The sequence below is a fragment of the Olsenella sp. SW781 genome, from assembly GCF_012027725.1.
Classification (GTDB): Bacteria; Actinomycetota; Coriobacteriia; order Coriobacteriales; family Atopobiaceae; genus Thermophilibacter.
In genome coordinates, this window is sequence record NZ_SJOU01000006.1 from 48,673 (window position 1) to 74,930 (window position 26,258).

The 26,258-nt window shown below is 68.2% G+C and carries 25 protein-coding genes; 8 read left to right on the plus strand and 17 right to left on the minus strand.

All coding sequences use genetic code 11. From position 1 onward, the window contains the following. Window positions 1-20: 20 nt before the first annotated feature. The 5 genes from E0L17_RS04945 to E0L17_RS04965 all read right to left on the minus strand — a co-directional run bounded on the left by E0L17_RS04945 (window position 21) and on the right by E0L17_RS04965 (window position 4,074). Window positions 21-701, minus strand: coding sequence for a methionine ABC transporter permease (locus E0L17_RS04945; protein ID WP_167930146.1), 681 nt, complete (start codon window positions 699-701; stop codon window positions 21-23). Further along, complete coding sequence (locus E0L17_RS04950) at window positions 694-1,443, minus strand: methionine ABC transporter ATP-binding protein (protein ID WP_167930147.1); 750 nt, start codon at window positions 1,441-1,443, stop codon at window positions 694-696. Before E0L17_RS04950 ends, E0L17_RS04945 begins: the two co-directional genes overlap by 8 nt. A 274-nt stretch (window positions 1,444-1,717) precedes the next feature. Beyond that, window positions 1,718-2,086 carry a YccF domain-containing protein gene (locus tag E0L17_RS04955; protein ID WP_167930148.1) on the minus strand — a complete coding sequence of 123 codons (369 nt, stop codon included), beginning with the start codon at window positions 2,084-2,086 and terminating at the stop codon, window positions 1,718-1,720. 203 nt (window positions 2,087-2,289) lie between these two features. Continuing rightward, a complete protein-coding gene (locus tag E0L17_RS04960; RefSeq protein ID WP_167930149.1) occupies window positions 2,290-2,934 on the minus strand; it encodes a vWA domain-containing protein in 645 nt (214 codons plus the stop codon). 114 nt (window positions 2,935-3,048) lie between these two features. Further along, window positions 3,049-4,074 carry a macro domain-containing protein gene (locus E0L17_RS04965; protein ID WP_167930150.1) on the minus strand — a complete coding sequence of 342 codons (1,026 nt, stop codon included), beginning with the start codon at window positions 4,072-4,074 and terminating at the stop codon, window positions 3,049-3,051. Between the two features lie 260 nt (window positions 4,075-4,334). On the opposite strand from E0L17_RS04965, the gene E0L17_RS04970 reads away from it, so the two are divergent. Next, window positions 4,335-7,931, plus strand: a complete 3,597-nt coding sequence (locus E0L17_RS04970) for a LamG-like jellyroll fold domain-containing protein (protein WP_167930151.1) — start codon at window positions 4,335-4,337, stop codon at window positions 7,929-7,931. Window positions 7,932-7,965: 34 nt separating this feature from the next. Here the strand turns inward: E0L17_RS04970 and E0L17_RS04975 are convergent, their stop codons facing one another. The 3 genes from E0L17_RS04975 to E0L17_RS04985 all read right to left on the minus strand — a co-directional run bounded on the left by E0L17_RS04975 (window position 7,966) and on the right by E0L17_RS04985 (window position 9,667). Then, window positions 7,966-8,574, minus strand: a complete 609-nt coding sequence (locus E0L17_RS04975; RefSeq protein WP_167930152.1) for a hypothetical protein — start codon at window positions 8,572-8,574, stop codon at window positions 7,966-7,968. 79 nt (window positions 8,575-8,653) lie between these two features. Beyond that, window positions 8,654-9,091 carry a hypothetical protein gene (locus tag E0L17_RS04980; RefSeq protein ID WP_167930153.1) on the minus strand — a complete coding sequence of 146 codons (438 nt, stop codon included), beginning with the start codon at window positions 9,089-9,091 and terminating at the stop codon, window positions 8,654-8,656. Window positions 9,092-9,181: 90 nt separating this feature from the next. Next, window positions 9,182-9,667: a hypothetical protein gene (locus E0L17_RS04985; RefSeq protein WP_167930154.1), complete on the minus strand. Its 486-nt coding sequence runs from the start codon at window positions 9,665-9,667 to the stop codon at window positions 9,182-9,184. A 111-nt stretch (window positions 9,668-9,778) separates the two neighbouring features. Between E0L17_RS04985 and trhA the strand changes: the two genes are divergently transcribed. Both trhA and E0L17_RS04995 read left to right on the plus strand, forming a co-directional pair. Beyond that, window positions 9,779-10,456, plus strand: coding sequence for a PAQR family membrane homeostasis protein TrhA (trhA, locus tag E0L17_RS04990; protein WP_167930155.1), 678 nt, complete (start codon window positions 9,779-9,781; stop codon window positions 10,454-10,456). Window positions 10,457-10,703: 247 nt separating this feature from the next. Then, a complete protein-coding gene (locus E0L17_RS04995; RefSeq protein ID WP_167930156.1) occupies window positions 10,704-12,125 on the plus strand; it encodes a Sapep family Mn(2+)-dependent dipeptidase in 1,422 nt (473 codons plus the stop codon). A 134-nt stretch (window positions 12,126-12,259) separates the two neighbouring features. Here the strand turns inward: E0L17_RS04995 and E0L17_RS05000 are convergent, their stop codons facing one another. From E0L17_RS05000 to nadA, 6 genes are all read right to left on the minus strand, one after another. After that, the gene (locus E0L17_RS05000; RefSeq protein ID WP_167930157.1) at window positions 12,260-13,783 is read right to left on the minus strand and encodes an alpha-amylase; all 1,524 of its coding nucleotides are present in this window, start codon (window positions 13,781-13,783) and stop codon (window positions 12,260-12,262) included. Between the two features lie 126 nt (window positions 13,784-13,909). Further along, on the minus strand, window positions 13,910-14,848 hold the full coding sequence (locus E0L17_RS05005; RefSeq protein ID WP_167930158.1) for a hypothetical protein: 939 nt from the start codon (window positions 14,846-14,848) through the stop codon (window positions 13,910-13,912). A 251-nt stretch (window positions 14,849-15,099) separates the two neighbouring features. Further along, on the minus strand, window positions 15,100-15,654 hold the full coding sequence (locus E0L17_RS05010) for a transcription repressor NadR (protein ID WP_167930159.1): 555 nt from the start codon (window positions 15,652-15,654) through the stop codon (window positions 15,100-15,102). Further along, window positions 15,651-16,505, minus strand: coding sequence for a carboxylating nicotinate-nucleotide diphosphorylase (nadC, locus tag E0L17_RS05015; RefSeq protein WP_167930160.1), 855 nt, complete (start codon window positions 16,503-16,505; stop codon window positions 15,651-15,653). Before nadC ends, E0L17_RS05010 begins: the two co-directional genes overlap by 4 nt. A gap of 42 nt (window positions 16,506-16,547) precedes the next feature. After that, window positions 16,548-17,858 (minus strand): L-aspartate oxidase, encoded by a 1,311-nt coding sequence (locus tag E0L17_RS05020; RefSeq protein WP_167930161.1) that lies wholly within the window; start codon window positions 17,856-17,858, stop codon window positions 16,548-16,550. 1 nt (window position 17,859) lies between these two features. Beyond that, window positions 17,860-18,786: a quinolinate synthase NadA gene (nadA, locus tag E0L17_RS05025; RefSeq protein WP_167930162.1), complete on the minus strand. Its 927-nt coding sequence runs from the start codon at window positions 18,784-18,786 to the stop codon at window positions 17,860-17,862. Between the two features lie 429 nt (window positions 18,787-19,215). Here nadA and E0L17_RS05030 point away from each other — a divergent pair, with 429 nt between their 5' ends. Genes E0L17_RS05030 through E0L17_RS05040 form a run of 3 tightly spaced genes read left to right on the plus strand, consistent with a single transcriptional unit; the run spans window position 19,216 to window position 23,734 of the window. Continuing rightward, entirely contained in the window at window positions 19,216-19,683 is a 468-nt protein-coding gene (locus tag E0L17_RS05030) for a MarR family transcriptional regulator (RefSeq protein ID WP_075279747.1), read from the plus strand. Then, complete coding sequence (locus E0L17_RS05035; protein WP_167930163.1) at window positions 19,680-21,929, plus strand: ABC transporter ATP-binding protein; 2,250 nt, start codon at window positions 19,680-19,682, stop codon at window positions 21,927-21,929. Before E0L17_RS05030 ends, E0L17_RS05035 begins: the two co-directional genes overlap by 4 nt. After that, on the plus strand, window positions 21,929-23,734 hold the full coding sequence (locus E0L17_RS05040) for an ABC transporter ATP-binding protein (protein WP_167930164.1): 1,806 nt from the start codon (window positions 21,929-21,931) through the stop codon (window positions 23,732-23,734). Before E0L17_RS05035 ends, E0L17_RS05040 begins: the two co-directional genes overlap by 1 nt. Window positions 23,735-23,918: 184 nt before the next feature. Here E0L17_RS05040 and E0L17_RS05045 read toward each other — a convergent pair whose 3' ends face one another. Beyond that, a complete protein-coding gene (locus tag E0L17_RS05045) occupies window positions 23,919-24,080 on the minus strand; it encodes a hypothetical protein (protein WP_167930165.1) in 162 nt (53 codons plus the stop codon). Between the two features lie 772 nt (window positions 24,081-24,852). Between E0L17_RS05045 and E0L17_RS11045 the strand changes: the two genes are divergently transcribed. Next, complete coding sequence (locus tag E0L17_RS11045; RefSeq protein WP_286163303.1) at window positions 24,853-24,978, plus strand: hypothetical protein; 126 nt, start codon at window positions 24,853-24,855, stop codon at window positions 24,976-24,978. A 21-nt stretch (window positions 24,979-24,999) separates the two neighbouring features. On the opposite strand, the gene E0L17_RS11050 is transcribed toward E0L17_RS11045, so the two are convergent. Next, window positions 25,000-25,122, minus strand: coding sequence for a hypothetical protein (locus E0L17_RS11050; RefSeq protein ID WP_286163304.1), 123 nt, complete (start codon window positions 25,120-25,122; stop codon window positions 25,000-25,002). 335 nt (window positions 25,123-25,457) lie between these two features. Here E0L17_RS11050 and E0L17_RS05050 point away from each other — a divergent pair, with 335 nt between their 5' ends. Continuing rightward, complete coding sequence (locus tag E0L17_RS05050) at window positions 25,458-25,664, plus strand: hypothetical protein (protein WP_167930166.1); 207 nt, start codon at window positions 25,458-25,460, stop codon at window positions 25,662-25,664. A gap of 32 nt (window positions 25,665-25,696) precedes the next feature. On the opposite strand, the gene E0L17_RS05055 is transcribed toward E0L17_RS05050, so the two are convergent. Next, window positions 25,697-25,879 carry a hypothetical protein gene (locus E0L17_RS05055; RefSeq protein ID WP_167930167.1) on the minus strand — a complete coding sequence of 61 codons (183 nt, stop codon included), beginning with the start codon at window positions 25,877-25,879 and terminating at the stop codon, window positions 25,697-25,699. Window positions 25,880-26,258: the final 379 nt, after the last annotated feature.

The window sequence follows — 26,258 nt, forward strand, 5'->3', positions numbered from 1 at the left end:
GAGCATGAATGTCTGATGTTCTAGCCGTTGGTGCGGTGGTCGACGCGGCGGGCCAAAAGGTCGCACGCGCTCTGGATCAGCTGCACGATGACCACGAGAATGACCACCGCGGCGATCATGACGTCGGACTGGTAGCGGTAGTAGCCGTAGCGGATGGCGATGTCGCCCAGGCCGCCCGCGCCCACGGCCCCCGCGATGGCGGTGTAGCCGAGGACCGCGATGAGCACCACGGCGACGCCGCGCACCAGGGACGGCAGGGCCTCGGGCAGGAGTGCCGAGAAGACCACGCGGGGCACCGAGGCGCCACAGGCCTCCACGGCCTCGACGCTCTCGCGCGGGACCTCGGCGAGCGACTGCTCGACCATACGCGCGATGAAGGGCGTGGCGGAGAGCACGAGCGGCGGGATGGTGCCCAGGATGCCCGAGCCCGTGCCCATGATGAGGCGCGTGAGCGGGATGATCGACACCATGAGCACGATGAACGGGAAGGAGCGGCAGATGTTGACCGCCCATCCGAGCACGGCGTTGAGCACGCGCATGGGACGCAGCGACCCCGGCGCCGTGAGGTAGAGGACCACGCCCAGGGCGATGCCCAGGGCATACGAGATGAGCGTGGGCACGAGCAGCATGACGATCGTCTCCCCGGTGCCCTGGAGCAGCAGCTCGCCGTACTCGGCGAGGAACTCTGAGAGGTTAGGCATCCCAATCAACCCTCTCGAGAAGAACCTTGGCAGCCTGCGACTGCGGGGCGGCAAAGACGTCGGCGACGCTCCCCCGCTCCACGACATGCCCGCGCTCGAGCACCACGACGTTCTTGCAGATCTTCTGGACCACGCCCATCGAGTGCGTGATCACGATGATGGTGACGCCGGTCTCGCGGTTGATCTGGCGCAGGAGCTTGAGGACGGTGTTGGTGCTCGCGGGGTCGAGGGCGCTCGTGGCCTCGTCGCACAGGATGTACTCCGGTTCGCACGCGAGGGCGCGGGCGATGGCCACGCGCTGCTGCTGGCCGCCGGAGAGCTGGCTCGGGTAGGAGTCGGCGCGGTCGGCCATGCCCACGAGGTCCAGGAGCTGGAGGGCGCGCTCGCGGTTCTGCGCGGTCACGCGGCCCGTTGCGGCCAAGTACGGGAAGCACACGTTGGCGAGCACGGTCTTCTGGGACAGAAGCCCGAAGCTCTGGAAGATCATCGCCACGCGACGGCGGTACGCGCGAAGCGTCGCGCCGGTGAGCCCGGTGACGTCCTGGCCGTCCACGAGGATCTGGCCGGAGGTGGGCTGCTCGAGCAGGTTGATGCAGCGCACGAGCGTGGACTTGCCGGCGCCGCTCATGCCGATGATGCCCACGACGTCGCCGTCGGCGATGTCTATGGAGACGTCGTCGAGGGCGTGGGGCGCATCCGGCTGCGCGCCGTAGGACTTGCAGAGGTTCTTGATCTGGATCATGCGAGAGCTCCGCTCGATGAGTGGGATGGGTCTGGGCGGCCTCCCGCCGGAGGCAGCCCGTGAGGGCGCCCGGTCTCCTAGCGCCCGACCTCGCGGCACGGCGCGTCAGAGTGCCCGGGCTTGGGCATCTCCATGACCACCATGGCCATCATCGAAATATGTGCGGCAGCAATGTTCATGCGGGCTACCTTATCAGCCCGCGCGCAGGGGCGAGAAAGACGTAACATTCTTGCAAAGTGTTACGACAGTGCCGGCGAGAGGGCAGCGGACCCCCCTACCGCACCGTGGCGCCAAATGGCAGCAGGGCGAGCTTGGCCATCTTGAAGAGCTGCAGGCCAAACGGAATGCCCACGACGGTGACGCAGAAGAGGGCGCCTTCGACGAGGTAGCAGAGGGCCGACCACCAGCCGCCGAGCAGCACCCAGACCACGTTGGCCGCAAGCGACGGGGCGCCTCCCCCGTACTCGATCGTCTTGCCGAAGGGCGCGAGCGTGAGGGAGGCCATCTTGAACGCCTGCCGGCCGAGCGGGATGCCGATGATCGTCACATAGCAGATCACGCCGGTGAGGAAGAACCCGAGCGCCGTGACCCAGCCTCCCGTGAGGATCCAGATGATGTTGAAGACCACGCTGAGGCAGCCCATGTCGCTCCTATCGAACGTCCTTCTCGATGCTCGAATTCCTACCCGTCAGGCACCGACGCCAGTCACCCTCCACGAATTATCGGCGCCGCACCACTCCCCCGCGCGGCGACGATACCGCAAGAGGGCGTCACAGCATGCACTCTGCGACCGGACGAGGACGACTCCCCAGATGGCGTCTGGGGAGTCGCGCAGAATGCGTGCTGCTATCTCCTCCGCGCCCTCACGTCAGCGTCAAGGCCCGCGCGCCACGAGTCGCCCATCACCGAGCCAGGCGCGCCGGAGCGCACGTTCGCCACCGCCATCGCCATCGCGCTGTAGAGCACCTCGGTGCCGCGCCCGTCCGCCACGTAGTCCGCCGCGCGCTCGCTCGCAATGCCGAGGTGAGACGCCTCCGCGGCCGCATCGATGTTCGCCCCGATGAAGAGGAACTCCCAGCCCCGCTCACGATGCTGCTCGATCATCTTCTTGACCTGCGGATACGTGAAGCGTCGGCTCGCGTTTTCCATGCCGTCCGTGGTGATGACGAAGAGCACCCTGTCCGCCGCGTGACCCCTTGGCTGCACGCGCTGGACAAGGTCGACGTGCCCGATGGCGCCACCGACGGCGTCGAGCAGGGCCGTGCAGCCGCAGCAGCGATAGTCGGCGCGCGTGAGCGCGGGGACCTCGCGGATGTCCAGCCGGTCGTGCAGGACGCGTGAGCCGTCCGAGAAGAGAATCGTGGAGACCGTGGCCTCGCCCGGCTCCTCTCGGTTCTTCTCGATGAGGCTGTTGAAGCCACCGACGGTATCGGCCTCGAGCCCCGCCATCGAGCCGCTCGCATCGAGGATGAAGACGATTTCCGTACGCATTGCTACCTCCTTCGTCGTGGTCATGCCCTACGACTGGGAGGTTACGCGTAGCGGCAACACGAGAGGTAAACCACGAGGCGACATTCGCTCGCCGATGGCCCACGCACCGGCGGCCTACTGGGAGCCGAGCAGCGGCTGATCGAAGGCGAAGAGGGCCTCGTTCACGGCAATGACGTCATGGACGCCGCGCATGAGGTAGAACTCCACGATCACGTCGAACTTGCTGCTGTGCGAGAGCGCGAGGCCGGCGCGGGCGAGAAGCTCCCGCGTCTGAGGGAGCGTGAGCTCGAGCGCCAGGGCGAGGGCCACCGCAGTGGGCTTGGTCGGCTGGTAGTCCACTCGGGACCGGATCTTGGAGAAGAGCTGCCGGCTCAGATTGGCCCGCCGATAGACCTGGGCGTCGGTGAGCCCGCGCTCGTCAATCAGGGCGAGAAGCGCCTGCGAGAAGGACGCGTCGAGGTGCGACAGCCGTTCGGCGAGCTCGTCCGAGGCGGGGGCGAACGCCATGGGCGCGCATGCCGTGTACTTCCGCCCCGCCGCCGCGGACGGCAGCGGGGCACCGAGGGCCTCGAGCTCCCTCCGGCGGTCGCGCAGGAAGGGGCTCGCGTCAACGTACGCGTCGTCGACGAACTCGCGCAGCTCGCCGATGAGCGCCACGCTCTCCGCGACCACGTCGCGCGAGAAGACGACGAGCGTGGCATCCACGTCAGGATGCGCGTCGAGAAAGGCCTGCGCCTCGGCGCGCGCGACGTCGAGGGCCTCGTGCACGGGGCAGCCGAAGACGCCGGCGGAGATGAGCGGGAACGCGACGGAGGAGGCACCAAGACGCGCAGCCTCGGAGAAGGCGCTCCGGTAGCAGCTGCGAAGCAGGTCCTTCTCGCCCCGCGCGCCACCCCGCCAGACGGGCCCGACGGCATGGACGACCCAACGACAGGGAAGGTCGAACCCCGGCGTGGTCACGGCCTTGCCCGCGGGGCAGCCGCCGATCCGCGCGCACGCCTCCGACATGCGGTCACGCCCCGCGCCGGCAAAGATGGCCCCGCACACGCCACCGCCCTCCATGAGCCGCTCGTTGGCAGCGTTGACAAGCACGTCCGCGCTCACGCGCGCGATATCGTCGCGAACGATGGAAAACGGCATGGCGGTCCTCCCTCGCAAAGCGGGCGTTGGGCATCGCGACCCCTCACGCGACACTATACCCCGCCCCCCCTTGGGCGAGGTGGTGCGCGAGGGGCGCGAATAGTCAAGCGGCCTTACGGAAGGATTCCCTACGCGGGACCAACCCTAACGAGAGCCGAGGAACCCTGACCCACAGAAGACCAGGGCGAGAAGGGCAGCTTACGGACGCGCTCAAAAATGAGGTGAGTTTTGTCCATGGGACGCGACCAAAGGGGGGACGCATGGAACAGGGCACGGAGCAGGGCACGACGGTCGGGGTCTCCCGCCGCGGCTTCCTCAGGCTGGTGATGACCGCTGGTCTGGGCCTCGTGGCGACGGGGGCCGCTCAGCCGGGAATCGCATGGGCCGACGAGACGGGCCTCTCGCGCGAGGGCGTAAGGGCGCGCCTTCTCATTGGGTCCGACCTGCACGTCAACAACAACACGGGTGCCGAGCCGCGCGACGCCGACAAGAAGCTGCGGTTTGCCTTCGACACGATCTATGAGATCGACCCGCAGCTCGACGCGTTCTGTCTGGTGGGCGACCTCACCGACAACGGCAGCAACGACCAGTACGAGCGCCTCATGGCCCTCATCAACGACGGCGGTGCGCACAACGCGGGCTACACCGACGGCACGGGACACACGCAGATGATCCTCTGCCAGGGCAACCACGAGACGTACAACTGGGGCGTCACCCTCGCGCGCTCCGTCTTTGAGGACCGCACCGGCCAGGCGGCGAACAAGGTCGTGGACGTGAACGGCGTGCGCGTCATCACGATGGGCCCCATCGGTGCGAGCGACGGCGACTACCGCCCCAACTACGACTGGTTCAAGCAGCAGCTCGAGGAGCAGGGCTGCGATGACGGCGTGCCGTTCCTCGTGCTGACCCACCACCAGATGCGCGGGTCCTCCTACACCTCGCCCGAGTGGCACGGCAACTTCGGCCAGGGAGAGGCCAACGACTTCCAGAAGCTCATGGCCCAGTACCCCAACCTGATCCAGGTCTCCGGACACAGCCACGCCACGCTGGAGGACGAGCGTTCCATCAGCCAGGACCTCGGGTTCACCGCCATCCAGGACTCCACGATCGGCGCCTACTACGAGAACGAGACCGGCAAGGTCGACCCCGACTCCGGCAACGGCGCCTCCGTGCCGCCGCAGACGGCCGACGTCTTCACCCCGGGCACCAGCCGTCAGGAGGCGTCGCAGGTCGTCCTTCTCGACTTCATGGAGGACGACACCGTGCGCGCCTACCGCATCTCGCTCGTGCGCTCCCGCGCCGAGGGCGAGGGCGTCGTCTACCTGTACGAGCCGTGGGTCATCGACCCCAGCGACATGACCGCCTACACCACCGCGCGCGAGTCCACCGCCGCCCCCACCTGGCCCGCGGGCGCCGAGGTCACCGTCGACGAGGTCACCAACACCTCCGCCAAGGTGCACTTCCCCGCCGCCCAGCCCGGCTCCGAGCGCGGCGATGACATGGTCCACGAGTACAAGCTCGTCGCCGAGGCCGAGGACGGCTCGACCGTCACCAAGCGCATCTTCGGGGACTACTACCGTCCCGCCGCGTACATCCGCAACTCCTGGGCCGTCGCCTTCAAGGGGCTCGTCGCCGACACCACCTACACCATGAGCGTCTACGCCCAGACCTCCTGGAACAAGGAGGCGGGCTCCGAGGGCTCCGGCACCTGGGCCGGCAGCACCGAGCCGGCACCCAACTCCACCTCCCCGGCCATCGTCTCGGCAGCCTTCACCACCGGCTCCGCGCCCGTGACCCCGCGCGCGATCCTCGACATCGACTACCGCGAGGGCGTGACCGAGGACGCCATGGGCCACACGCCCAACCGCGAGCAGGGCATGGGGCTCGTAGAGGACGAGGAGATCGGCTTTAAGGCGCTCGAGGCCAACGGCTCCACCGGCTGGGGCTACCGCCTCTCCGCCACCGACTACGACCAGTTCGTCGGCGCCTCCACGCACGAGTGCTACTTCAAGCTCGTCGACAACCAGACCGACCAGTGCCTCTTCTCCAACCAGCAGAGCGCCGGCGCCGGCTTCGAGGTGGAGAACGGCAAGATCGAGTTCTGGTACAACAACGACCAGGACAGGCGAATCCTCGGCACCCCCGTCAACACCGACGAGTGGGTCCACGCCGTCGCCACCTATGACGGCACGAACGTCACGCTCTACGTCAACGGCGAGCAGGCCGACCAGGTGAGCGCCGGCAAGATGACCGTGCCGAGTCCCGACCGCTACTACGTCTGCTCCGACGTGAGCACCTCCAACATGCCGGAGATCTGTGCCAAGGCCGGCACCCGCGTCGCCTTCGCGCGCCTCTTCCCCTACGCCATGACGGCCGAGCAGGTCAGGACCGCCTACGCCGCCCGCCTGCTCCCGCCTGCGCCGGAGAAGCTCCTCGACGTCGACTTCGCCGCCGTCGAGCGCGCCGCCGGCATCGCGGACGCCGCCGGGCACGAGGCCGTCCACCCCGAGCTCGCCGCGACCGCCGTCATCGCCTACGACGAGGCCCTGGGCCAGAACGTCTTCGAGTGCGACGGCAGGAGCGCCTTCGGCTTTGCGTTCGACCAGGACGACTACACCTACCTCGGCAACGAGCACGCCCTCGAGTGCGTCTTCATGGCACACGACCTCGACTCCGACCAGTGCTTCATCTCCAACCAGCAGAGCTCCGGCGACGGCCTGGAGATCGCCGGCAACAGCGACACGCACGGCAAGATGGCCTTCTGGTTCAACTCCAACGGCTCCGGCACGCCCAAGCCGGCCGGAGCGGTGACCGCCGACGTCTGGCACCACGCCCTCGGCGTCTACAGCTGCGGCAAGGTCCGCATGTACATCGACGGCAGGCTCTGCGAGGAGGCCGACGCCAAGGGCGGCCTCGAGGTCCCGCCCGAGAACTGCCGGAACTACTACGTCGGCGCCGACGTCTACACCGGCGGCGGGGCGCAGCTCTTCACCAAGCCCGGCACCAAGATCGCCCGCGCGGCCATCCTCTCCAAGGCCCCGTCCGAGGACGAGATCAAGGCCATCGCCGCCGGCTTCCCGCTCGACCCCAACGCCGAGCCCGACACCGTCACGGTGAGCTTCGCCTGGGCCGGCAGCCTCGCCCCCGAGGGCGCCGCGCTGCCCGAGGACATGACCGTGGAGAAGGGCTCCTCCGTGACCCTTCCCGCCTCCCCCGCCAAGGGCGAGACCGTCAAGGGCGAGAAGGACGGCGTCGCCGGCACCTGGACCTTCGGCGGATGGGACCACGAGGACGGCTTCCTCGCGGAGGGCAACGTCATCGTGAGCGGCACCTGGGCCTTTGTCGCCGACGAGGTCATCCCGGTGGTCGACAAGACCGAGCTCCAGAACAAGGTGGACGAGGCCGCCTCGCTCATCCAGGGCGACTACACCGCCAGCTCCTGGGCCGCCTTCGCCGCCGCCCTCTCGCAGGCCAACGCAGTTCTCGCCAACCAGGGCGCCAGCGAGAAGGACGTCTCCGACGCGCTCGCCTCGCTCGACGCCGCCCGCAACGCGCTCGTGAGGAACTCTGGCACCGGCTCTGGCACCGGCAGCGGCTCTGGCACCGGCAGCGGCTCTGGCGCCGGCTCTGGCACCGGCAGCGGCGCCGACTCCACCGGCAAGAGGCCGAGCTCCGGCACGGGCTCCGGCTCTGCCGTCCCCGACACCGGCGACGCCACGTCGATGATCGGCTCCGTGGTGGGCGCGCTCGGCGTCCTCTCCCTCGGCGGCGCCGGCATCCTCTCAGGCATCAGCCGTCGCCACGCTAGCGACGACGTGATCATCTACGACGAGGACGACGCCGACCTCGTCGACTAGCGTGACGCAGGGGCGGGGCGACAGCCCCGCCTCGCTACTCCGTGCGCGTCTGGACGATCGAGCCCACGATGGTGAGCGCGATGGTGCCAACGAGGATGGGGGTCGCATAGGCCGCGGCGAAGTCCCCGCCCACGAAGGCCGTGAGGGAGTCGAAGGTCGCGAGCGCGTCGCCGGGCACCGCGCACGCGGCGAGCTGCCCGAAGGCCAGCACGGTGGCGAGCACGTTGGGCACCAGGAAGGATGAGCCGGCCCAGGCGGTGCCGATGCGCACGGCGGCGTCGGCCCAGTGCACGGCAGCGAGGCCGAGCAGGACGCCCGCCACGACCATGATGATGCCGAGGTAGTCAGCCGCCTCCTGGGGCAGCAGCATGGTGACGATGAAGCCGAGCGCGGCGCCGGAGACGAGACCGACGATGAAGACGCCCGCCTTGTAGGCATACTTGGAGAGCAGCGCGGCCACCACGCCGAGCACCGCGCCGATCGCGAGCGACACGGGCGAGGCGTCCGTGGAGCCCAGCGCCACGTTGAAGACGCCGATGAACACGAGCACGCCGAGCAGCACGTAGAAGAGCTTCTTTCCGAAGAAGCACGCCGCGGCGCCGGCGGCGATGTTGACGAGCAGGTAGAGAATGACGAACTCCATGCGTTTCCTCTCCGCGAGAAGGGCGGTCACAGGCGAAAAACAGAATTATTAATTATAGCCGAGAAGAACGGGATGCCCCTCAACGCCCGCTTGACCCGCCCTCGTCAGGGACGTCGCCGAGCGCGGCCGGCACGACGGGCGCCACCAGGGCGAGCGAGAACATCGCCAGGAAGGGAGAGAACCCCAGCCAGTCCACCGTGAGGGCAGGCACCAGGGAGAGCGCCACGTTGCCGAGCGCAAGCGTGGTCACCACGCGACAGGCCATGCGGGCGGGCGCGGGAATCGCAATGCCGCGGCGGCGGACCCACACGAGGCCGCCCACCACGCCGACCGCGTACAGGACGCCGGGGAGGGAGTACGCCAGCAGCGCCCGCAGCGAGGGGTCCGTCGACGAGTACGTGGAGCCGTACACGTACGAGGGGGCGCTTCCCAGGCGCGAGAAGACGAGGAGCATGCCAAACAGGACGATCACGAGACCCCAGGCGACGAGGTTGATGGCGTAGGACCTCTGCTTCATGGCGACCTCCCCGTCCGAGGCCGGCAGACCATCGGGATACCACCAGTATTCCCATCGGGCGGCGCGGGCCGCCGGCACATCGCCCAGCGGCTACTCCGCGCGCTCGTCCGGCAGGTGCCTGGAGAGCGGCCCGCGCTTGGCGGCGTCGACCGGCGCGATGCCCAGCGCGTACAGGAACCCGAAGAACATGACCATGATCGGCGCCACCATCGTGACGTAGACGACCACCACCGTCGGGATCATGAGCGCCCCCGCGGTGTCCGGCGCAAGCGCGGGCACCGCGGCGAGCAGCACGAACGCGAGGACGAGCAGCGCCAGCACGAGGCAGGCCGTCCGGGAGACGCGCCCCATCCTGATGCGCTTGAACCACACGAGCAGAAGGCCGATGAGCGCGCCGATCGCATAGAGCAGCAGCGGGGACGCGAGCACGACGCCCAGCTGCACGAGCGCGGAGTCGCCAATGGCGGCGGAGACGACCTCGAAGTCGGTCATGTGGTACCACGCGAGAAACGCGACGGACGCAGCCGCTACGACGACCCACGCGGCAAAGTTACCAATGAACGTAGATTTCTTCACGACGTCCTCCCTCGACGCGCGTCGGGCTATGCTTTCCCACGGCGCAACGACAGCGTGCAACGTGAGCATTATACCCGCGTTGCGCACGGCCCTCGTCAGCGGGGAGGAAGCATGGCACACGTCAGGGAAGCCGTGACCAGCGGAATCGAGAAGGTCAAGAAGCGCTACACGCTCGGCGAGGAGATCGCCAACTCCGTCAGCCACGGCGTGGGGGCGCTGCTCGCCATCGCCGCGCTCGTGCTGCTGATCGTGGCGTCCGTCTCGCACGGCGGCGGGGTGAGGCTCGCGGCGGCCCTGCTCATGGGCATCTCGCTCATCATCGAGTACCTCTTCTCCACCCTCTACCACGCGCTCGCGCCCGAGAAGGCCAAGGCCGTGTTCCGGGTCCTCGACCACTGCGGCATCTACCTGCTCATCGCCGGAAGCTACGCGCCCTTCTCGCTGATCACGCTCGCGGACCGGGGAGGCCTCGCGCTGTGCGTGGCCGTGTGGGCCGTGGCGGTGGTGGGCATCGTCGCCGAGTGCCTGCTGCGCGAGCGCCAGCCCGTCTGGCTCACCGCGCTGATCTACGTCCTCATGGGATGGCTCGTGGTCTTCCACATCGGCGACCTCTGGGAGCTCCTGCCGCCGCCCGCGTTCTGGCTGCTTCTCGCCGGCGGGCTCAGCTACACCGTGGGGGCGCTCCTCTACGTCTTCAAGAAGGTGCGCTACCTGCACTTCGTCTTCCACCTGTTCACGCTCGGCGGCAGCGTCTGCATCACGCTCTCCGCCCTGCTCTTCGTGGTGTAGGGCGCCCCGCCCGTCCTTCTCGCCCGTTCTTCCCGCCCGCCCTTCTTGTCGGGCACGTCCTGACAGGCCGCTCACCCAGACAGAGCGTCCGGACAAAATCCTCCCCGCGCGGGGGCGTTTTTGTCCGGACGCTCTGTTTCGGCGCGCAACGGGACGAGGCGCCCGCCGCCATACTCGGGCGGAACCCGCGCTAAGATGGACAGCGAGAAGAACGCACGCGCCGCGGCGCACGACGTCAGGAGGGCACATGGTGGACGAGCAGTTCAAGCAGCAGGTGGACGCCTACGTGGACGAGGTCTGGGAGGACGTCGTCGCCGACATCAACCGCCTCGTGCGGCACGAGTCCGTGGAGGACCTCTCCGCCGCCGAGCCCGGCAAGCCGTGGGGCCCCGCCTCCAACGCCGCGCTCGTCGAGGCGGAGCGCATGGCGGGGCGCCTGGGCCTCGAGGTCACGGACGTTGACGGCTACCTGGGCTTTGCCGACGTCCCCGGCGCCTCCGGGCCCGAGCGCCACATCGCCACGATCGCCCACACCGACATCGTGCCGCTGGGCCTTGGCTGGAACTTCCCCGCGCTCGAGGTCACGCGCAAGGACGGCTACCTCGTCGGGCGCGGCGTGCAGGACGACAAGGGCCCCTTCGTGCTCTCGCTCTACGCCGCCCACTTCTTCCAGCGCCTCGTCGATGCGGGCCAGGAGCTGCCGTACACGCTCCGCTGCATCATCGGCAACAACGAGGAGACCGGCATGGGCGACGTGCCGTACTACCTCGAGCGCTACCCCGAGCCGCTCTTCTGCTTCTCCCCCGACGCCGACTTCCCGCTGATCTGCGGCGAGAAGGGCCTCTACCAGGGACGCTTCACCTCCGGCCAGGTGGCCGGCGAGATGATTGTGGAGCTCGACGGCGGCACCGTGCCCAACGCCATCTGCGGCCAGGCCACGGCCGTCGTCCGCGCGGACGCGGCGTCGCTGCCCGCCGCGGAGCGCATCGCCGTGGAGCCTGCCGGCGAGGGCCTCGCGCGCATCACGGCCACCGGCATCGGCGGCCACGCCTCGATGCCCGCCGGCACCGTCAACGCCATCGGCGTGCTCGCGCGCTACCTGCTGGCGCAGGGCCTCGCCGGCGAGGGCGAGCGCAGCTTCCTCGAGCTCCTGGTCACCCTCACCGAGGACGCCTACGGCCGCGCCTCCGGCATCGCCGCCGCCGATGACAAGTTCGGCGAGCTCACCTGCGTCGCCGGCACCATCCGCACCGTCGACGGCCGCTTCGTGCAGACCGTGGACTCGCGCTACCCCACCACCACGACCGGCGAGGCCATCACCGCGCGCCTGAGCGAGCTCGCCGCCGCGCACGGCTGCTCCTACGAGCAGACCTCCGGCGACGCGCCGTTCTACATCAGTCCTGACAGCCCGGAGATCCAGGCGCTTCTCGCCACCTACGCCGAGTATGCTGGAAAGCCCGACGCCCAGGCGTTCACGATCGGCGGCGGCACGTACGCCCGCCACTTCGCCCGCGCCTGCGCCTTCGGCCCCGGCGACTTCGACCCCGACAAGCCCGCCTGGGTGGGCAGCGAGCACGGCCCCGACGAGGCGGTCTCCGAGGAGGCCCTGCGCCGCGCGCTCAAGATCTACATCGTGGCAATCGCCCGCCTGATGGAGCTCGAGCTGTAAAAAGGGGACAGGTTTTTTCTCTCAGAGAAAATGGGACAGGTCTCAGAGCGGTCGCTCCGGGGCCTGTCCCCTTGCTGTTGCGCCGCGTGACAGAGGGGACGGGGCGATGACAGAGCCGCCGTCCCCATTTCGCGTTACGCGCGCATCTCCTCGGTGTCCTCGGCGATCTCGCGCGCGATGCGGTGGAGCTGGCGGTCGTTCTCCAGCGCGTCGGCCGTCCTCTCCGGCAGATAGACCGAGAGGCGCCCGCCGAGCGTGCGGAACGTGGCCCAGCCCTCGGCGTCCACCACCACGTCGTCCTGCTCGCCGATGACGCAGCTCCAGGTCTCGCCGGCGTGGCCCGCGCCCACGAACATGCGCTTCTCGCCGCCGGCGCGGTCGGTGAGGACCACGGCCACGCCGCTGCCCGGATGCTCGGCGTCGCCCTCGCGCGTCCAGCCGATCACGTCCGGCGCGTCCAGGAAGTCGTGCTGAGGCCCGTAGGCGAGGCGGCGGCGGATCTCCATGAGCAGCGGCAGCTCGCGCACCGCGGGGATGTTGCCGTCGTTGGGCATGCCGTAGAGGTCGCCGTAGAAGACGCAGGGGTAGCCCGCCTCGCGCAGGAGGATCAGCGCGTAGGCGGCGGGCTTGAACCACGTCTGGACAAAGGACTGCAGCGCCTGGCCCGGCTGCGTGTCGTGGTTCTCGGCGAAGGTCACGGCATGCACCGGGTCGCGCTCCACGAGCGTGCCCGAGAAGATCTTGGAGAGGTCCACGTCGCCGTTCGAGCAGCTCGCACGGTAGAGGTTGTAGTGCAGCGGCACGTCGAAGAGCGAGAGGGCCTTCTCGGCACCCAGGTAGGCCGTGAGCTCGTCCGCCGTGCGACCCCAGTACTCGCCCACCGTGAAGAGCTCGCGCCCCGCGTGCTTGCGCACGGCGTCGAGCCAGCGCAGGTAGAAGCCGCGGTCGATGTGCTTGAGCGCGTCCAGGCGAAATCCGTCCAGCCCGCAGGCGTCCACGTACCAGCAGCCCCAGCGCACGAGCTCGTCAAAGACGCGCGGGTCGTTCACGTCGACGTCGGCGCCCATGAGGTAGTCGTAGTTGGCGTTCTCCGTGCGGTCCACGGCGCTGTCCCAGTGCTTGCCGTCAAAGAGGAAGATGGCCTTGCGCTTGGCGCGGTCGTCCCAGTCCACGCCATGGAAGCAGGTCCAGTCCCAGGTGAAGTCCGAGTAGGTGCCCGCGCGGCCGGGGAACGAGAAGCGCGTCCACGCGGAGATGGTCTGCGCGTCCCCGAGCACGACCTCGCGGTTGTTGGACTGCACCTCGCGCGCGACCACGTCCTCGCAGCCGTCCGCGCCGAGCCGCTGATTGAGCACGATGTCCGCGAGCGCCTGGATGCCGTTTGCCTGCAGCGCGCGCACCGCGGCCTCGTACTCCGCGCGGGTGCCGTACTTGGTGCGCACGGTCCCCTTCTGGTCGAACTCGCCCAGGTCGTAGGTGTCGTAGACGCCGTAGCCCACGTCCTCGGCGCCCTTCTCGGCCTTGTAGGCGGGCGGCAGCCAGACGGCGGTGATGCCCTGGTAGGCGAAGTCGGCAGCCTGCTCGGCGATGCGGTGCCAGTGCGAGCCGTCCGCGGGCAGGTACCAGGAGAAGCCCTGGAGCATGGTTCCGTTGGTCATGAAAGTCCTTTCTGGTGACGTGAGACAAGGGGGACGGTGAGACAAAGGGGACGGGTTCATTTGTCTCATTACATAATGTAATGAGACAAATGAACCCGTCCCCTTTGTCTCACCGTCCCCCTTGAATCACTCCTCTTGGCCGGAGACGAGCGCGACGCCCGCGGCGGCGGCGAGCTCCTCGGGCGTGGGCTGGCGCAGCACGCGGACGGCCAGGTACACGCACACGCCCATGAACAGCAGGTCAAATACGGCGTCGAAGGTGACGCCAAGGATGCCGCGCTCGAGGAACATGCCCACCACCTGCACGAGGTCGAAGGCGCAGACGATCGACGCGAGCACGAGGAAGGGCACGATCTTCTGCGGTCGGTTGGACCCCCGGATGCCAAGCCCGCCCGCGAGCACGCTGACGCCCGACGAGAGCCCGCCGACGGCGAGCAGGGCATAGAGCGTGTCGGAGACGGTTACCGGGACGCCCGAGATGACGGCGCGCTCCCCCTCCCCGTACACGACGAGCGCGGCCGCCAGCACCACGATCACCACGACCGTCACCACGCCCTTGAGGATGATCATCTCGGAGAGCAGGTGCAGGACGCGCTGGTGGCGCGAGCGCAGGAAGGTCTCGCCGCGGACGCCGTTGTCGTGCTCCTCCTTCACCTTGTCGGCAAGGCGCGAGCAGATGAGCACGTAGACGATCGTGGTCGTGAGCACGATGGGGTTGAACAGGATGAACGACCCAACCCCCCAGCCCCAGACGATGGCAACGAGCACGGCGAGCCCGACGAGGTAGCACAGGAAGCGGTAGGGCTCGACGCGGGCGGAGTTGTTGGAGGCGACGATGCCCAGCGCCGCGGTGAGGATGAGCAGGCCCGCCGCGACGACGATCATGACGCCGAAGGTGGCAGCGGTCCAGATGTCGCCTCCCGGGAGCAGCCCCATGACGTTTCCCACGAGCACCGCGACGCCGCCGAGAAGAACGAGCAGGCCGATGATGCCCATGAGGATGGAGACCATGCGAAGCACGGCCTGGGCCGGCGTGCGGGGAATCGAGGGCTCGAGGTCCTCCATGCGCTGTCACCTCCCTGACGGTTGTCTGAACGTAGGGAGTATACCCAAACGTCATGGAGGGACTCGCGCCTTGCCGCGGTCCTTCTCGCCAGGGGCCGGCGGGCATAAGGCTGCGCGAGAAGAACGCGGGGACGCGGTCAGGCGGACGCGCGGGCCAGCCGAGCATGCCCTATGGCACGGATTTCGCCCATCGGGACGCGCATCCGTGCGCCGGGGCATGCCCGTCGCGCCCCAGATGCGCGGGCAGCCCGTCAGGAGAAGGTCGCGGCCTCGTAGTCGGTGAGCTCGGCGAGGTAGCCGCGCTCGGAGAGGGCCCGCTCGACGTCGTCCAGCACCTCCTCGCTTCCCGCGCTCACGTGATGGAAGTGGTAGCCGCTCGTGACCTCCAGGAGCGGGGCGGACACGCCGGAGGCCAGCTCGGCCATGAAGCGCTCGACGTCGCGGCGGCTGGAGATTCCCAGCTCGGAGGACACCTTCCCGTAGACGCGATGGTTCACGAAGACGTCCTCCACGCACCCGCCCAGGTCAACGACGCAGGTCAGCTCGTCGGCGGTCTGCTCGGCGGTGTGCCGGCACTTGAACAGGCGCGTGGGACGCACGGGCGCATCATCGGCGGCCAGGACGTAGCCGCGGTTGGTGGAGACGATCTTCTCGCCCCGGGTGCGCAGGAGGGCGATGTCGGTGACCACTACTTGACGGCTCACGCCGCACTTCTCGGCAAGCGCGCCGCCCGAGAGTGGCCCCTCGGCGCCGCGCAGGGCCTCCAAGATCTTCTCGCGACGGGCGTCCCCGGAGCCGGCGCTCACCCCAGGACCTCTAGGTGCTTGAGCGAGAGGTCGAGGATCGGCGCGGAGTGCGTGAGCGCGCCGCAGGAGACGAAGTCCACGCCCAGGTCCACGTAGCGCCCCACGTTGGCGGCATCCACGTTGCCCGAGGCCTCGGTCTGGGCGCGGCCGTCGATGAGGGTAACAGCGGCGGCCATGTCATCGTGGGACATGTTGTCCAGCATGATGATGTCGGCACCCGCCTCGACGGCCTCGCGGACCATCTCGAGGCTCTCGCACTCCACCTCGACCTTGTCCACGAAGGGCGCCGTGGCGCGCGCCATGGCCACGGCCTCGGCCACGCCGCCCGCGGCGTCGATGTGGTTGTCCTTGAGCAGGACGCCGTCAGAGAGGCCGTAGCGGTGCAGGCTGCCGCCGCCCAGGCGCACGGCCTCGCGCTCGAAGAGGCGCATGCCGGGCGTGGTCTTGCGCGTGCAGACGAGCGTGGTGGCCGTGCCCTCGAGCGCGGCCGCGATAGCGGACGTGTAGGTGGCGATGCCGCTCATGCGCTGCAGGTAGTTGAGGGCGGTGCGCTCGCCCTCCAGCAGCACGCGCACGTCTCCCTCCACGGTGGCCACATGCTGGCCCGCGCTCACGCGCTCGCCGTCCGCCACGTCGGCGGTGACGCGCGTGGCGGGGTCGAGCAGCGCAAAGACGCGCGAGAAGACCGCGAGGCCCGCGATCACGCCGTCCGCCTTGGCGATGAGCTGCACGCGGCCGGGACGCGGCTCGGGCATCACGGCGGCGGTGGAGACGTCGCCGAAGGGCATGTCCTCGCGCAGCGCAGCGCGGATGTGGTCGTCCATCTGCATCTGGATCATCGGGTCGGTCATTGGGTCTCCTCTCGTGAGACAATGGGGACAGGTTCATTTGTCTCATTGAGGCACATGAGACAAATGAACCTGTCCCCATTGTCTCACGGCCTCCGCAAGCTGCGCCGCGGTGTCCTCGGCAAAGCGGTCACGCATGATCTTGTCGGCCGCCCTCTGGGCAAAGACGAGCGACTCGAGCAGGCTGTTGGAGGCAAGGCGGTTCTTGCCGTGGACGCCGTTGCAGCAGGTCTCGCCGCAGGCGAAGAGGTGCGGCAGGGTGGTCTGGGAGTCCGAGTCCACATGGATGCCGCCCATGAAGTAGTGCTGGGCGGGCACCACGGGAATCGGGCGCTCGCGGATATCGTAGCCCTCCTCGAGGCAGCGCTCCAGGATGTGCGTGAAGTGTCCCTCTATCACCTCGCGGGGCACCCGCTCGAAGGAGAGCCACACGTGCTGCGCGCCCGTTCTTCTCATCTCGGCAAAGATCGCCGCGGAGACCACGTCGCGCGGCTGCAGCTCGTCCGTGAAGCGCTCGCCGGCGTCGTTCAGCAGGATCGCCCCCTCCCCGCGCGCGGACTCGGAGATGAGAAACGCGCGGCCGGGTCGCTCGCTCCAGAGCGAGGTGGGATGGATCTGCACGTAGTCCATGTGCTCAAGGAGGACCCCGTGCTCGGCGGCAATGCGGCAGCCGTCCCCGGTGAGGCACGAGAAGTTCGTGGAGCGCGAGTAGAGCCCGCCCACGCCGCCCGTGGCAAAGACCGTAGCGTCCGCGCGGATCTCGATCCTCTCGCCGTCCGGCCCCGTGGCCACGACGCCGCGGCACACCCGCGTGCCGCTGCCCTCGGAGCTCTCGAGGATGTCCGTCATGCAGGTGTGCTCGAGAATGCGCGCATGGGGCAGCCTGCGCACGCAGGCCAGCAGGTGCGTGGTGATCTCCTCCCCCGTGACGTCCTCGTGGTAGACGATGCGCGGGCGGGAGTGCGCGCCCTCGCGGGTGTAGTCGAGCTCGCCGTCCGGCCTGCGGGCGAAGCGCACGCCGCGCTTGATGAGGTCGTCGATGATGGGGCGACTCGCGCGGATCATGAGGTCCACGCTCTCCAGGCGGTTCTCGTAGTGGCCCGCGCGCAGCGTGTCCTCGAAGAAGGACTCGTAGTCGCCCGGGTCGTGCAGGACGCAGATGCCGCCCTGGGCGAGCATGGAGTCGCAGTGGTCCACCTCCTCCTTGGAGAGCAGGACCACCGAGAGCGCCTCCGGGAGGTTGAGAGCGCAGTAGAGGCCGGCCACTCCGCAGCCGACGATGACCACGTCGCAGTCGATCACGCGCGCGGGGCGCGATTCGTCCGTCGCGATGACACCGTCCTTCTCGCCCGCCATGCTACCTCCCCAGCTCGAGCATGCGGGTGAGCGCCGCGCGGGCGCCCTCGGCCACCTCGGCCGGCGGCAGGCCCACCTCTCCGGAGCCGTCGCGCAGGCAGGCGACGAGCCGCTCCACCGTGATGCGGTCCATGTCCGGGCAGGCCGGGCGCGTGGCCGGGAAGTGGAAGCGCTTGCCGGTCCCGGCCGTCTGGCGCTCCAGCTCGCCGCGGACGCCGTCCACGGTGAGGACGATGTAGTCGCGCGCCGAGCCCGCCACGGCCGCCTCGATGATCTGCGAGGTGGAGCCGGCAAAGTCCGCGAGCGCCATGACCTCCGGACCGCACTCGGGGTGCGCGAGCACCGGCGCGTCCGGGAACGCTGCCTTGAGCGCGCGGACTTCGTTAGCGGAGATGTCGCGGTGGATGGGGCAGTAGCCGTCGTTCAGGATCACGTTCTTCTCGGCCACCTGGCTCGCCACATAGCTGCCGAGATGGCGGTCCGGCACGAAGAGGACGTTTCCCTGCGGCAGCGCGCGCACGATGCGCACCGCGTTCGAGGACGTGACGCAGACGTCGGACCACGACTTCACCTCGGCCGTGGAGTTGACGTAGCAGGCCACCGCCAGGTCGTCGCCGTAGCGCTCTCGCGCGGCGTCCACCGTCTCGCGGCGCACCATGTGGGCCATAGGGCAGTCGGCGGCAGGGTCCGGCATGAGGACGGTCTTGTCCGGCGAGAGGAGTTTGGCGCTCTCCGCCATGAAGCTCACGCCGGCAAAGACCAGCGTGCGGCACGGCAGCGTGGCCGCGAGCTTGGCGAGGGCGAAGGAGTCGCCCACGTGGTCGGCCAGCTCCTGGACCTCGGGCGGGACGTAGTAGTGGGCCAGAATCACGGCGTCGCGCCTCTCCTTGAGACGCTCGACCTCGGCGCGCAGCTCGTCTGTGAGCATGTCCGCTCCCCTCGTCGACAAACCATGACAGTATACAGCTTGCTTGACAGCTGACAAGACAGTGAGGCGGAAGACACGCATTCCGTGCGCCCCGGCATGCTCGAGCGGGTCCCGGAACGGCAGGACGCCCGGCGAGAAGGGCCTGGGCATGCCCCCGCGCACGGAACGCTCGGGCATGCCTGAGCGCACGGTTTTCACTCCGTGAAGGCCTAAACCGTGCGCAGGGGCATGCTCGATGCAGACGACGGGCACTTGCCATGGCACCAGGCCAGGACCGTGCGCCGCGACATGCTCGACGACGCCCCCCAAGCGCCCTTCTCACCGTGTCGCGTTGTGGAGAACGCGTGGCGAGAAGAACGCGCGGCGCTGAGGGCGCGCTCGGCGGGTATCACCTAACACCGTAAGTATCTTCTAGTAGTAGGGAGTGAGATGGACGACTACGAACCCTCCTTCGCGCCGAGCTACGCCGAGCTCGCCCAGGAGCTCCTCCAGGAGCTCGGCCAGCTCGGACGCGCCGTGGGACCCAAGGCGCTCAACGCCACGCGCGGGGAGACCGCCGTGCTCATGACGCTTTTCCGCTCAGAAGAGCCGCTCACGCCCGGCTCGCTCGGGTCCTTCGCACAGGTCTCGAGCGCGCGCACGGCCAACATCCTTCGATCCCTCGAGGAGAAGGGGCTCGTCACGCGCACGCACTCGAGCGAGGACCGTCGCTGCGTCAGGGTGGCGCTCACCGACGAGGGGCGCCGGCGCGCGGACTCCATCAGGCAGGAGCGCACGCAGGCCGTCGCGCGCTACCTGGAGTCCCTCGGGCCGAGTGACGCGGCGGAGCTCGTGCGCATCGTGCGGCGCTCGCGCGACATCCTCGTCGAGGCGGTCACGGGGGAGGTCGCCGAATGAGGATTCTAAGGCTCTTCAAGAACCACCTCCTTGCGCTTGCCGCCGTGGCGGCGCTGCTCGTAGTCTCCGCCAACGCGGATCTGGCGCTCCCCTCCCTCATGTCAGAGATCGTCGACGTGGGGATCCAGCAGGGCGGCATCGAGAGCCCCGTGCCAGACGCCATCCGCGCGAGCTCGCTCGACGACCTCGAGCTCTTCATGAGCGACGAGGACGTCGCACTCGTGGAGGCGGCCTTTGCCCCGGCGGACGACGCCGGCATCCGCGCCTTCCAGGGAACGGACGCCGAGAGGGACGCGGACTCGGACCTCGCGCGGGCGATGGAGCTCCCCGAGGTCGCCGCCCTCGCGCTCGAGCAGGGCGTTGACGCCTCCGCGCTCGGGAACGACACCGCCATCCCCGCCGGCGCCACCCTCACGCTCGACTCCCTCCACGCCGCCGTGGACGCGGGCCTCGTTGCTCGCGACCAGCTCGCGAACGCCGCCGAGGCGCTCGGTGAGCAGATGGGCAGCATGGGCGGCTCGCTCGTCACCCAGCGAGCCATCTCCTACGTGAGCGCCGAGTACGCCGCGCAGGGCATCTCCGCCGCCGACGTCCAGAACGCCTATCTCGGCAGGACCGCGCTCGAGATGTTCGGCCTGTGCCTCGTGAGCCTGGTGGCCACGGTCCTCACGGGCGCCGTCGCCTCCCACACCGCCGCCACCATCGCACGCGACCTGCGTCGGCAGACCTTCGCCCAGGTCATGCGCTTCTCCCCCGCGGAGGTCAACCGATTCTCCCAGGCCTCGCTCATCACGCGCTGCACCAACGACATCCAGCAGATCCAGATGGCCACGACGATGTTCATGCGCCTCGTCCTTCTCGCCCCCATCATGGGCGTTGTGGCGGTCACGCGCGTGCTCGCCACCTCAACGGGGCTCGAGTGGACCATCGGCGTCGCCGTGATCGCCGTCTGCGCCGTCGTCGGCGCGCTCATGGGCCTCACCCTGCCCAAGTTCAAGAGGATGCAGCAGCTCGTGGACCGCGTGAACCTCGTGGCGCGCGAGATGCTCGACGGCATCATGCCCATCCGCGCCTTCGGCCGTCAGGGCCACGAGCTCGCGCGCTTCGACACGGCCAGCACCGAGCTCATGGGCACGCAGCTCTTCACCAACCGCGCGATGAGCTTCATGATGCCCCTGCTGATGTTCGTCATGAACTGCGTCACGGTGATGATCGTGTGGTTTGGCTCCCACGGCGTGGCCGACGGCGTCATGCAGGTGGGCGACATGATGGCCTTCATCTCCTACACCATGCAGATCGTCATGGCGTTCATGATCCTCACCATGGTCTCGGTGATCCTGCCGCGCGCCGAGGTGGCCGCCGAGCGCGTGGACGAGGTCATCTCCTGCCCGCTCTCCGTGACCGACCCGGCGAACCCCAAGCTCCCCGCCGAGGGCGCGCCGCGCGGCGAGCTCACCTTCCGCAACGTGAGCTTCCAGTACCCCGACGCCCGCAAGGACGTGATCCAGGGCGTGAGCTTCACCACGCATCCCGGCCACATGACCGGCATCATCGGCTCCACGGGCTCGGGCAAGTCCACGCTCGTGCAGCTCATCCCGCGCCTCTACGACGTCACCGGCGGCGCCGTGCTGCTCGACGGCGTTGACGTGCGCGACTGGGGCCTCTCGGAGCTGCGCCGGCGCATCGGCTACGTCCCGCAGCAGGGCATGCTCTTCTCGGGGACCGTTGAGACGAACCTCAAGTTCGCGGGGGACGAGGTGACGGACGACGACATGCGCGCCGCCGCGCGCGTCGCCCAGGCCGAGGAGTTCATCGAGGAGCGCGCCGAGGGCTACGACGCGCCCATCTCCCAGGGCGGCACCAACGTCTCCGGAGGGCAGCGCCAGCGCCTCGCCATTGCGCGCGCCCTCGCCAAGCGGCCGGAGGTCATCGTCTTCGACGACTCCTTCTCCGCGCTCGACTACGCCACGGACGCGCGGCTTCGCGCCGAACTCGCGCGCACGGTCACGGACGCTGCTGTCGTGGTGGTGGGCCAGCGCATCGCCACGATCATGCACGCCGACGAGATCCTCGTGCTCGACGAGGGGCACGTGGTCGGCCGCGGAACCCACGAGGAGCTGCTGCGCAGCTGCCCCGAGTATCTGGAGATCGCCCAGAGCCAGCTCTCCGCCGAGGAGCTCGGGCTGGACGTGCAAGGGGGACAGTCACTTTTGCACGCTGACGACACGAAGGGAGGCGAGCGCTGATGCCGCCCGTCGGAAGGGGCCGCGGAAGCGGCGAGAAGCCCAAGGACTTCAAGGGGACCATGCTGAGGCTGCTGGGATACGTGGGGAGGCACAAGTTCGCCGTCCTTCTCGCCCTGCTCTTCGCCGTGGGGTCCGTGGTGTTCAACATCGTGGGCCCGCGCGTGCTGGGCACCGTGACCACCAAGCTCTTCGAGGGCCTCGTGGCCACGGTCCAGGGCACCGGGTCCGTTGACTTTGCCTGGATCGGGACAACGCTGCTGGGGCTTCTGGGCATCTACCTGGCGAGCTCCGCCTGCAACCTCGTCCAGGGCTGGCTCATGACCGGGGTCACCCAGAAGGTCTGCCACCGCATGCGCACCGAGATTGCCGAGAAGATCGCGGTGGTCCCCATGGGCTACTTCAACGAGCACAGCAAGGGGGACGTCCTCAGCCGCATCACCAACGACGTGGACACGCTCGGCCAGTCGCTCAACCAGTCCATCACGCAGCTCATCACCTCCGTCACGCAGGTCGTGGGCGTGCTCGTGATGATGCTCTCCATCAGCCTGCCGCTCACGGGCGTGACGGTGCTCACGCTGCCGGCCTCCGTGCTCATCGTGGGCGTGGTCGTGCACTTCTCGCAGCGCTACTTCCGCGAGCAGCAGCAGGTCCTGGGGTCGGTGAACGGCATCGTGGAGGAGGACTTCGCGGGACAGGGCGTCATCCAGGTCTTCGACCGTGCCGACGCCTGCGTCGAGGAGTTCGAGCGGGAGAACGACCGCCTGTTCACGAGCGCGTGGCGCAGCCAGTTCCTCTCCGGCCTGATGATGCCGCTCATGAGCCTCGTGGGCAACATGGGCTACGTGGGCGTCGTGGTGGTGGGCGCGGGGCTCTGCCTCAACGGCGCCGCGGGCCCCGGCGACATCCAGAGCTTCATCCAGTACGTGCGCAACTTCACGCAGCCGATCCAGCAGCTGGCCAACGTCTCCAACACGATGCAGTCCATGGCGGCCGCCACCGAGCGCGTCCTCGAGTTCCTCTCTGCGCCCGAGGAGACCGAGCCCGAGGCGCCGCAGGTGCCCGCCCGTCGCGAGGGCCGCGTCGTCTTCGACCACGTGCGCTTTGGCTACGTGCCGGGCCAGACCGTCATCCACGACTTCTCCTGCGTGGCGGAGCCAGGGCAGACCATGGCCATCGTGGGGCCCACCGGAGCCGGCAAGACGACCCTCATCAAGCTGCTCCAGCGCTTCTGGGACGTGGACGAGGGCTCGCTGCGCGTCGACGGCGTCGACGTGCGCCAGTGGGACCGCGCCGCGCTGCGCGAGGAGTTCGCCATGGTGCTGCAGGACACGTGGCTCTTCAACGGCACCATCCGAGAGAACATCCGCTACGGACGGCCCGACGCCACCGACGAGGAGGTGGAGGCCGCAGCCCGCGCGGCGCGCTGCGACCACTTCATCCACACGCTCGCGGGCGGCTATGACTTCGTGATCAACGAGGAGGGCACCAACCTCAGCCAGGGGCAGCGCCAGCTCGTGACCATCGCGCGCGCCGTGCTGGCCGACCGTCCGGCGCTCATCCTCGACGAGGCCACCTCAAACGTGGACACGCGCACCGAGGAGCTCATCCAGCGCGCGATGGACGAGCTCATGCGCGGGCGCACGAGCTTTGTGATCGCGCACCGTCTCTCGACCATACGCAACGCCGACGTGATCTTGGTGCTGCGCGACGGGGACGTCGTGGAGAAGGGCACCCACGAGGAGCTCCTCGCCAAGGGCGGCTTCTACGCGGAGCTCTACAACTCGCAGTTCGACCACGCGGCATGATAATTTTGTCACATGCATCTCTAGCTGCGATTTTAGCGTTGTAAAAGCTGTAAGAGCCATAAGAATTGGCACGTAGGGACAATCTTGGGACACGGTTTTTGCATAAGATTCCGTATCTTCTAGACATGAAAAGACCCCTCCCCCACCCCGCAGGGTGAGAGAGGGGTCAGCTCTTGCTATACCGCTATTCGACCACGCTGTTCCCGTCTGCGCGGTCGTCGGAGCGCGCCTCGAGGATGTCGACCGCCGGGAAGAAGTCCGCACTGGGGATGCCGCCTCGCACGGCCTGGAGGAAGCGCTGGAATTCCGGCGTCTCCCGGCTGCCGCTCATCTCGATGACCGGCATCTCCCACCTAGATGCAGGTATACTCATTCCTAATCACTTCCGTTGGTCGCACCCCCCACCAAGCTGCATCTCAACGGGGTCTTCTTGTACTTTTTCTCGACTAGTGCGAACAAGGAGGTCCGGATGGGGGCCGCCGTTCGCACCCCGCCCTCCTCTCGCCGCCTGGGTCACGGACGCCCGTGGAGAAAGGAGGCGACCACGTTGCTGATGGCCGCGCGCCCGCCCTCGTTCGAGGGCGGGCGCGCGAGGGGAAAGCCATCATGGCGACGCCGTTGCGACGGCCGGCGATACGTTATGAGCGCGCGCCCGAGCCCTATCCCGCCGGACGAAGCCGGGCGGCAGCGAGGGACGGGCCGGTGGTGCGATGTCGCGAGACCGTTAGGACCCCCTCCTCCCTCGTAGAGGTCGCACACCTCGACGCCGAGCGCGCCCGCGATGCGAACGGCATAGTCGACGATCTCGGGGACGCCCAGCAGCTCCCACTTCTCGAACGTGGGACGCGGAATCCCTGACCGCTCGGCAGCTTCGGCAACGATTAGATTGTTTTTCTTCCTTAGACCTTTTAGGCGTGACGTCATCCTCACCTGGGGATTCACTGCCCTTCAACAACATGTAGACATGTTATCAACAATATCTTGTGCTTTTGTTAAATGAACATCCACCAGATGCGGTGTATCATGTGTCACGACCAAACAGAGGTTCGTCCTTCTCGGAACGCCTCCCACTGATCGCCACTAGCACAAATCGAAACGCACGTTAGGAGGTGAAGCGCATGGCAGTCCACCACGGCGGCAAGGTCGGCAAGGCCGCGAGCACCCTCGCCAAGAAGGCGAGCTCCAAGCCCGCGAAATCCAAGGCAGGAAAGACCCTCGCCAACCACAAGGCCGCAAAGCACTAGTAAGCGTCGTGGCCCCGGACGCTAAACGGGGCTCCACTGCGGGAAGAGGGCCATCTGCAGGCCTATCGCGAGCCCCTGCGTCAGTGTCTCGTCCTCGTACTCGTCGTTCCGCGCCAGACCATGCACCAGCTCGTGGAGGTACATCTGTGCCTCCTCCTCCGGGCACACCCCTCCCTCAGGCGTATCATCCGCGCCGACGGGCTGCAGGTACCATTCTCGTCCGGCTCGACGCCGCCGCGCTCGACGGAATACGGCACGCCGAGCACGTTCACAGCCTCGGGTATCTCAGCGTCTTTCTCTCCTCTGGTTGTGGGCGAACCGCCTCTCGCCCCCTCCGCACACGGAGAGGGTCTTCACTCGGCTCGCGGGGTCGTACCCTCGGGTGCCCCGCGTCCGGCCCGCCGCGTTCTCTTCTTGGGGTGTTGCAGTGGCATTCGGCTTTCAAGGAATAGTGACTCTGTAGATCGAAGGTGATTAGAATGGAGAAGGACTTCAGCGAGTTTGAGGCGCTGTGGGATGGGACAAAGTCGGTGACCCCCGCGATGGCCGCCCTTGAGAAATCGTTCGGAACCGCCAAGCTCGACGAGATTTCTGAGGAGTACGGGCTGTCTCACGCGGTAATCAAGGCGGCAAACGCCGTCGTCCTTGAGATGCTGCGGGAGTACCACGACTGGGCGACCTCCTAGCCCTCCGAGAGCACGGCAAGTCGCTCCGAGAATCAATCCGGCGTCTTGCCGCGCCTCTCCCACTCGTCCCTGTGCTGCTTGAGGAACTGCTGGCGAGAGGAGTTGAAGGCGCGGTCAACCGTCGCTAAAACCTTGAGCCATTGACTTCTGTCAAGCCTGCTCAACAGTTCGCAGAGCCGGTCAATGTCGTCCTTCGTCAGCCTGTCGTTCGTCATTTCTCCCCCCTGCACGCCAGCTCGTCGATCGCCTTGCCGAACACGTCGAAGACGAGGCGGCGCCATCGAGGCCCATGTCGCGCCTGCCGTACAGCCAGCCCTTGAGCGTGGAGACGGGCACGCCGAGGTGCCTGGCGGTGTCCTCGAGCGTCCAGCACGCGGCCGCCATCCAGCTGCGCAGGCTGCGGCTGACCTTGTCGTAATCTACCTAGATCACCCCCCATGAGCCAAAGGCCGAGGAGGCACGCGACGGCCCCGCATGCGAAGCACCCCGCCGTCATCAGGATGCTGACGTCAGTCCTGACCACGTCGGTCCCAGTCGCCCTGGCATACGCACGGAACGTCTTGGCGTCGTAGACCGCATTGAGAGCGTTTTCGA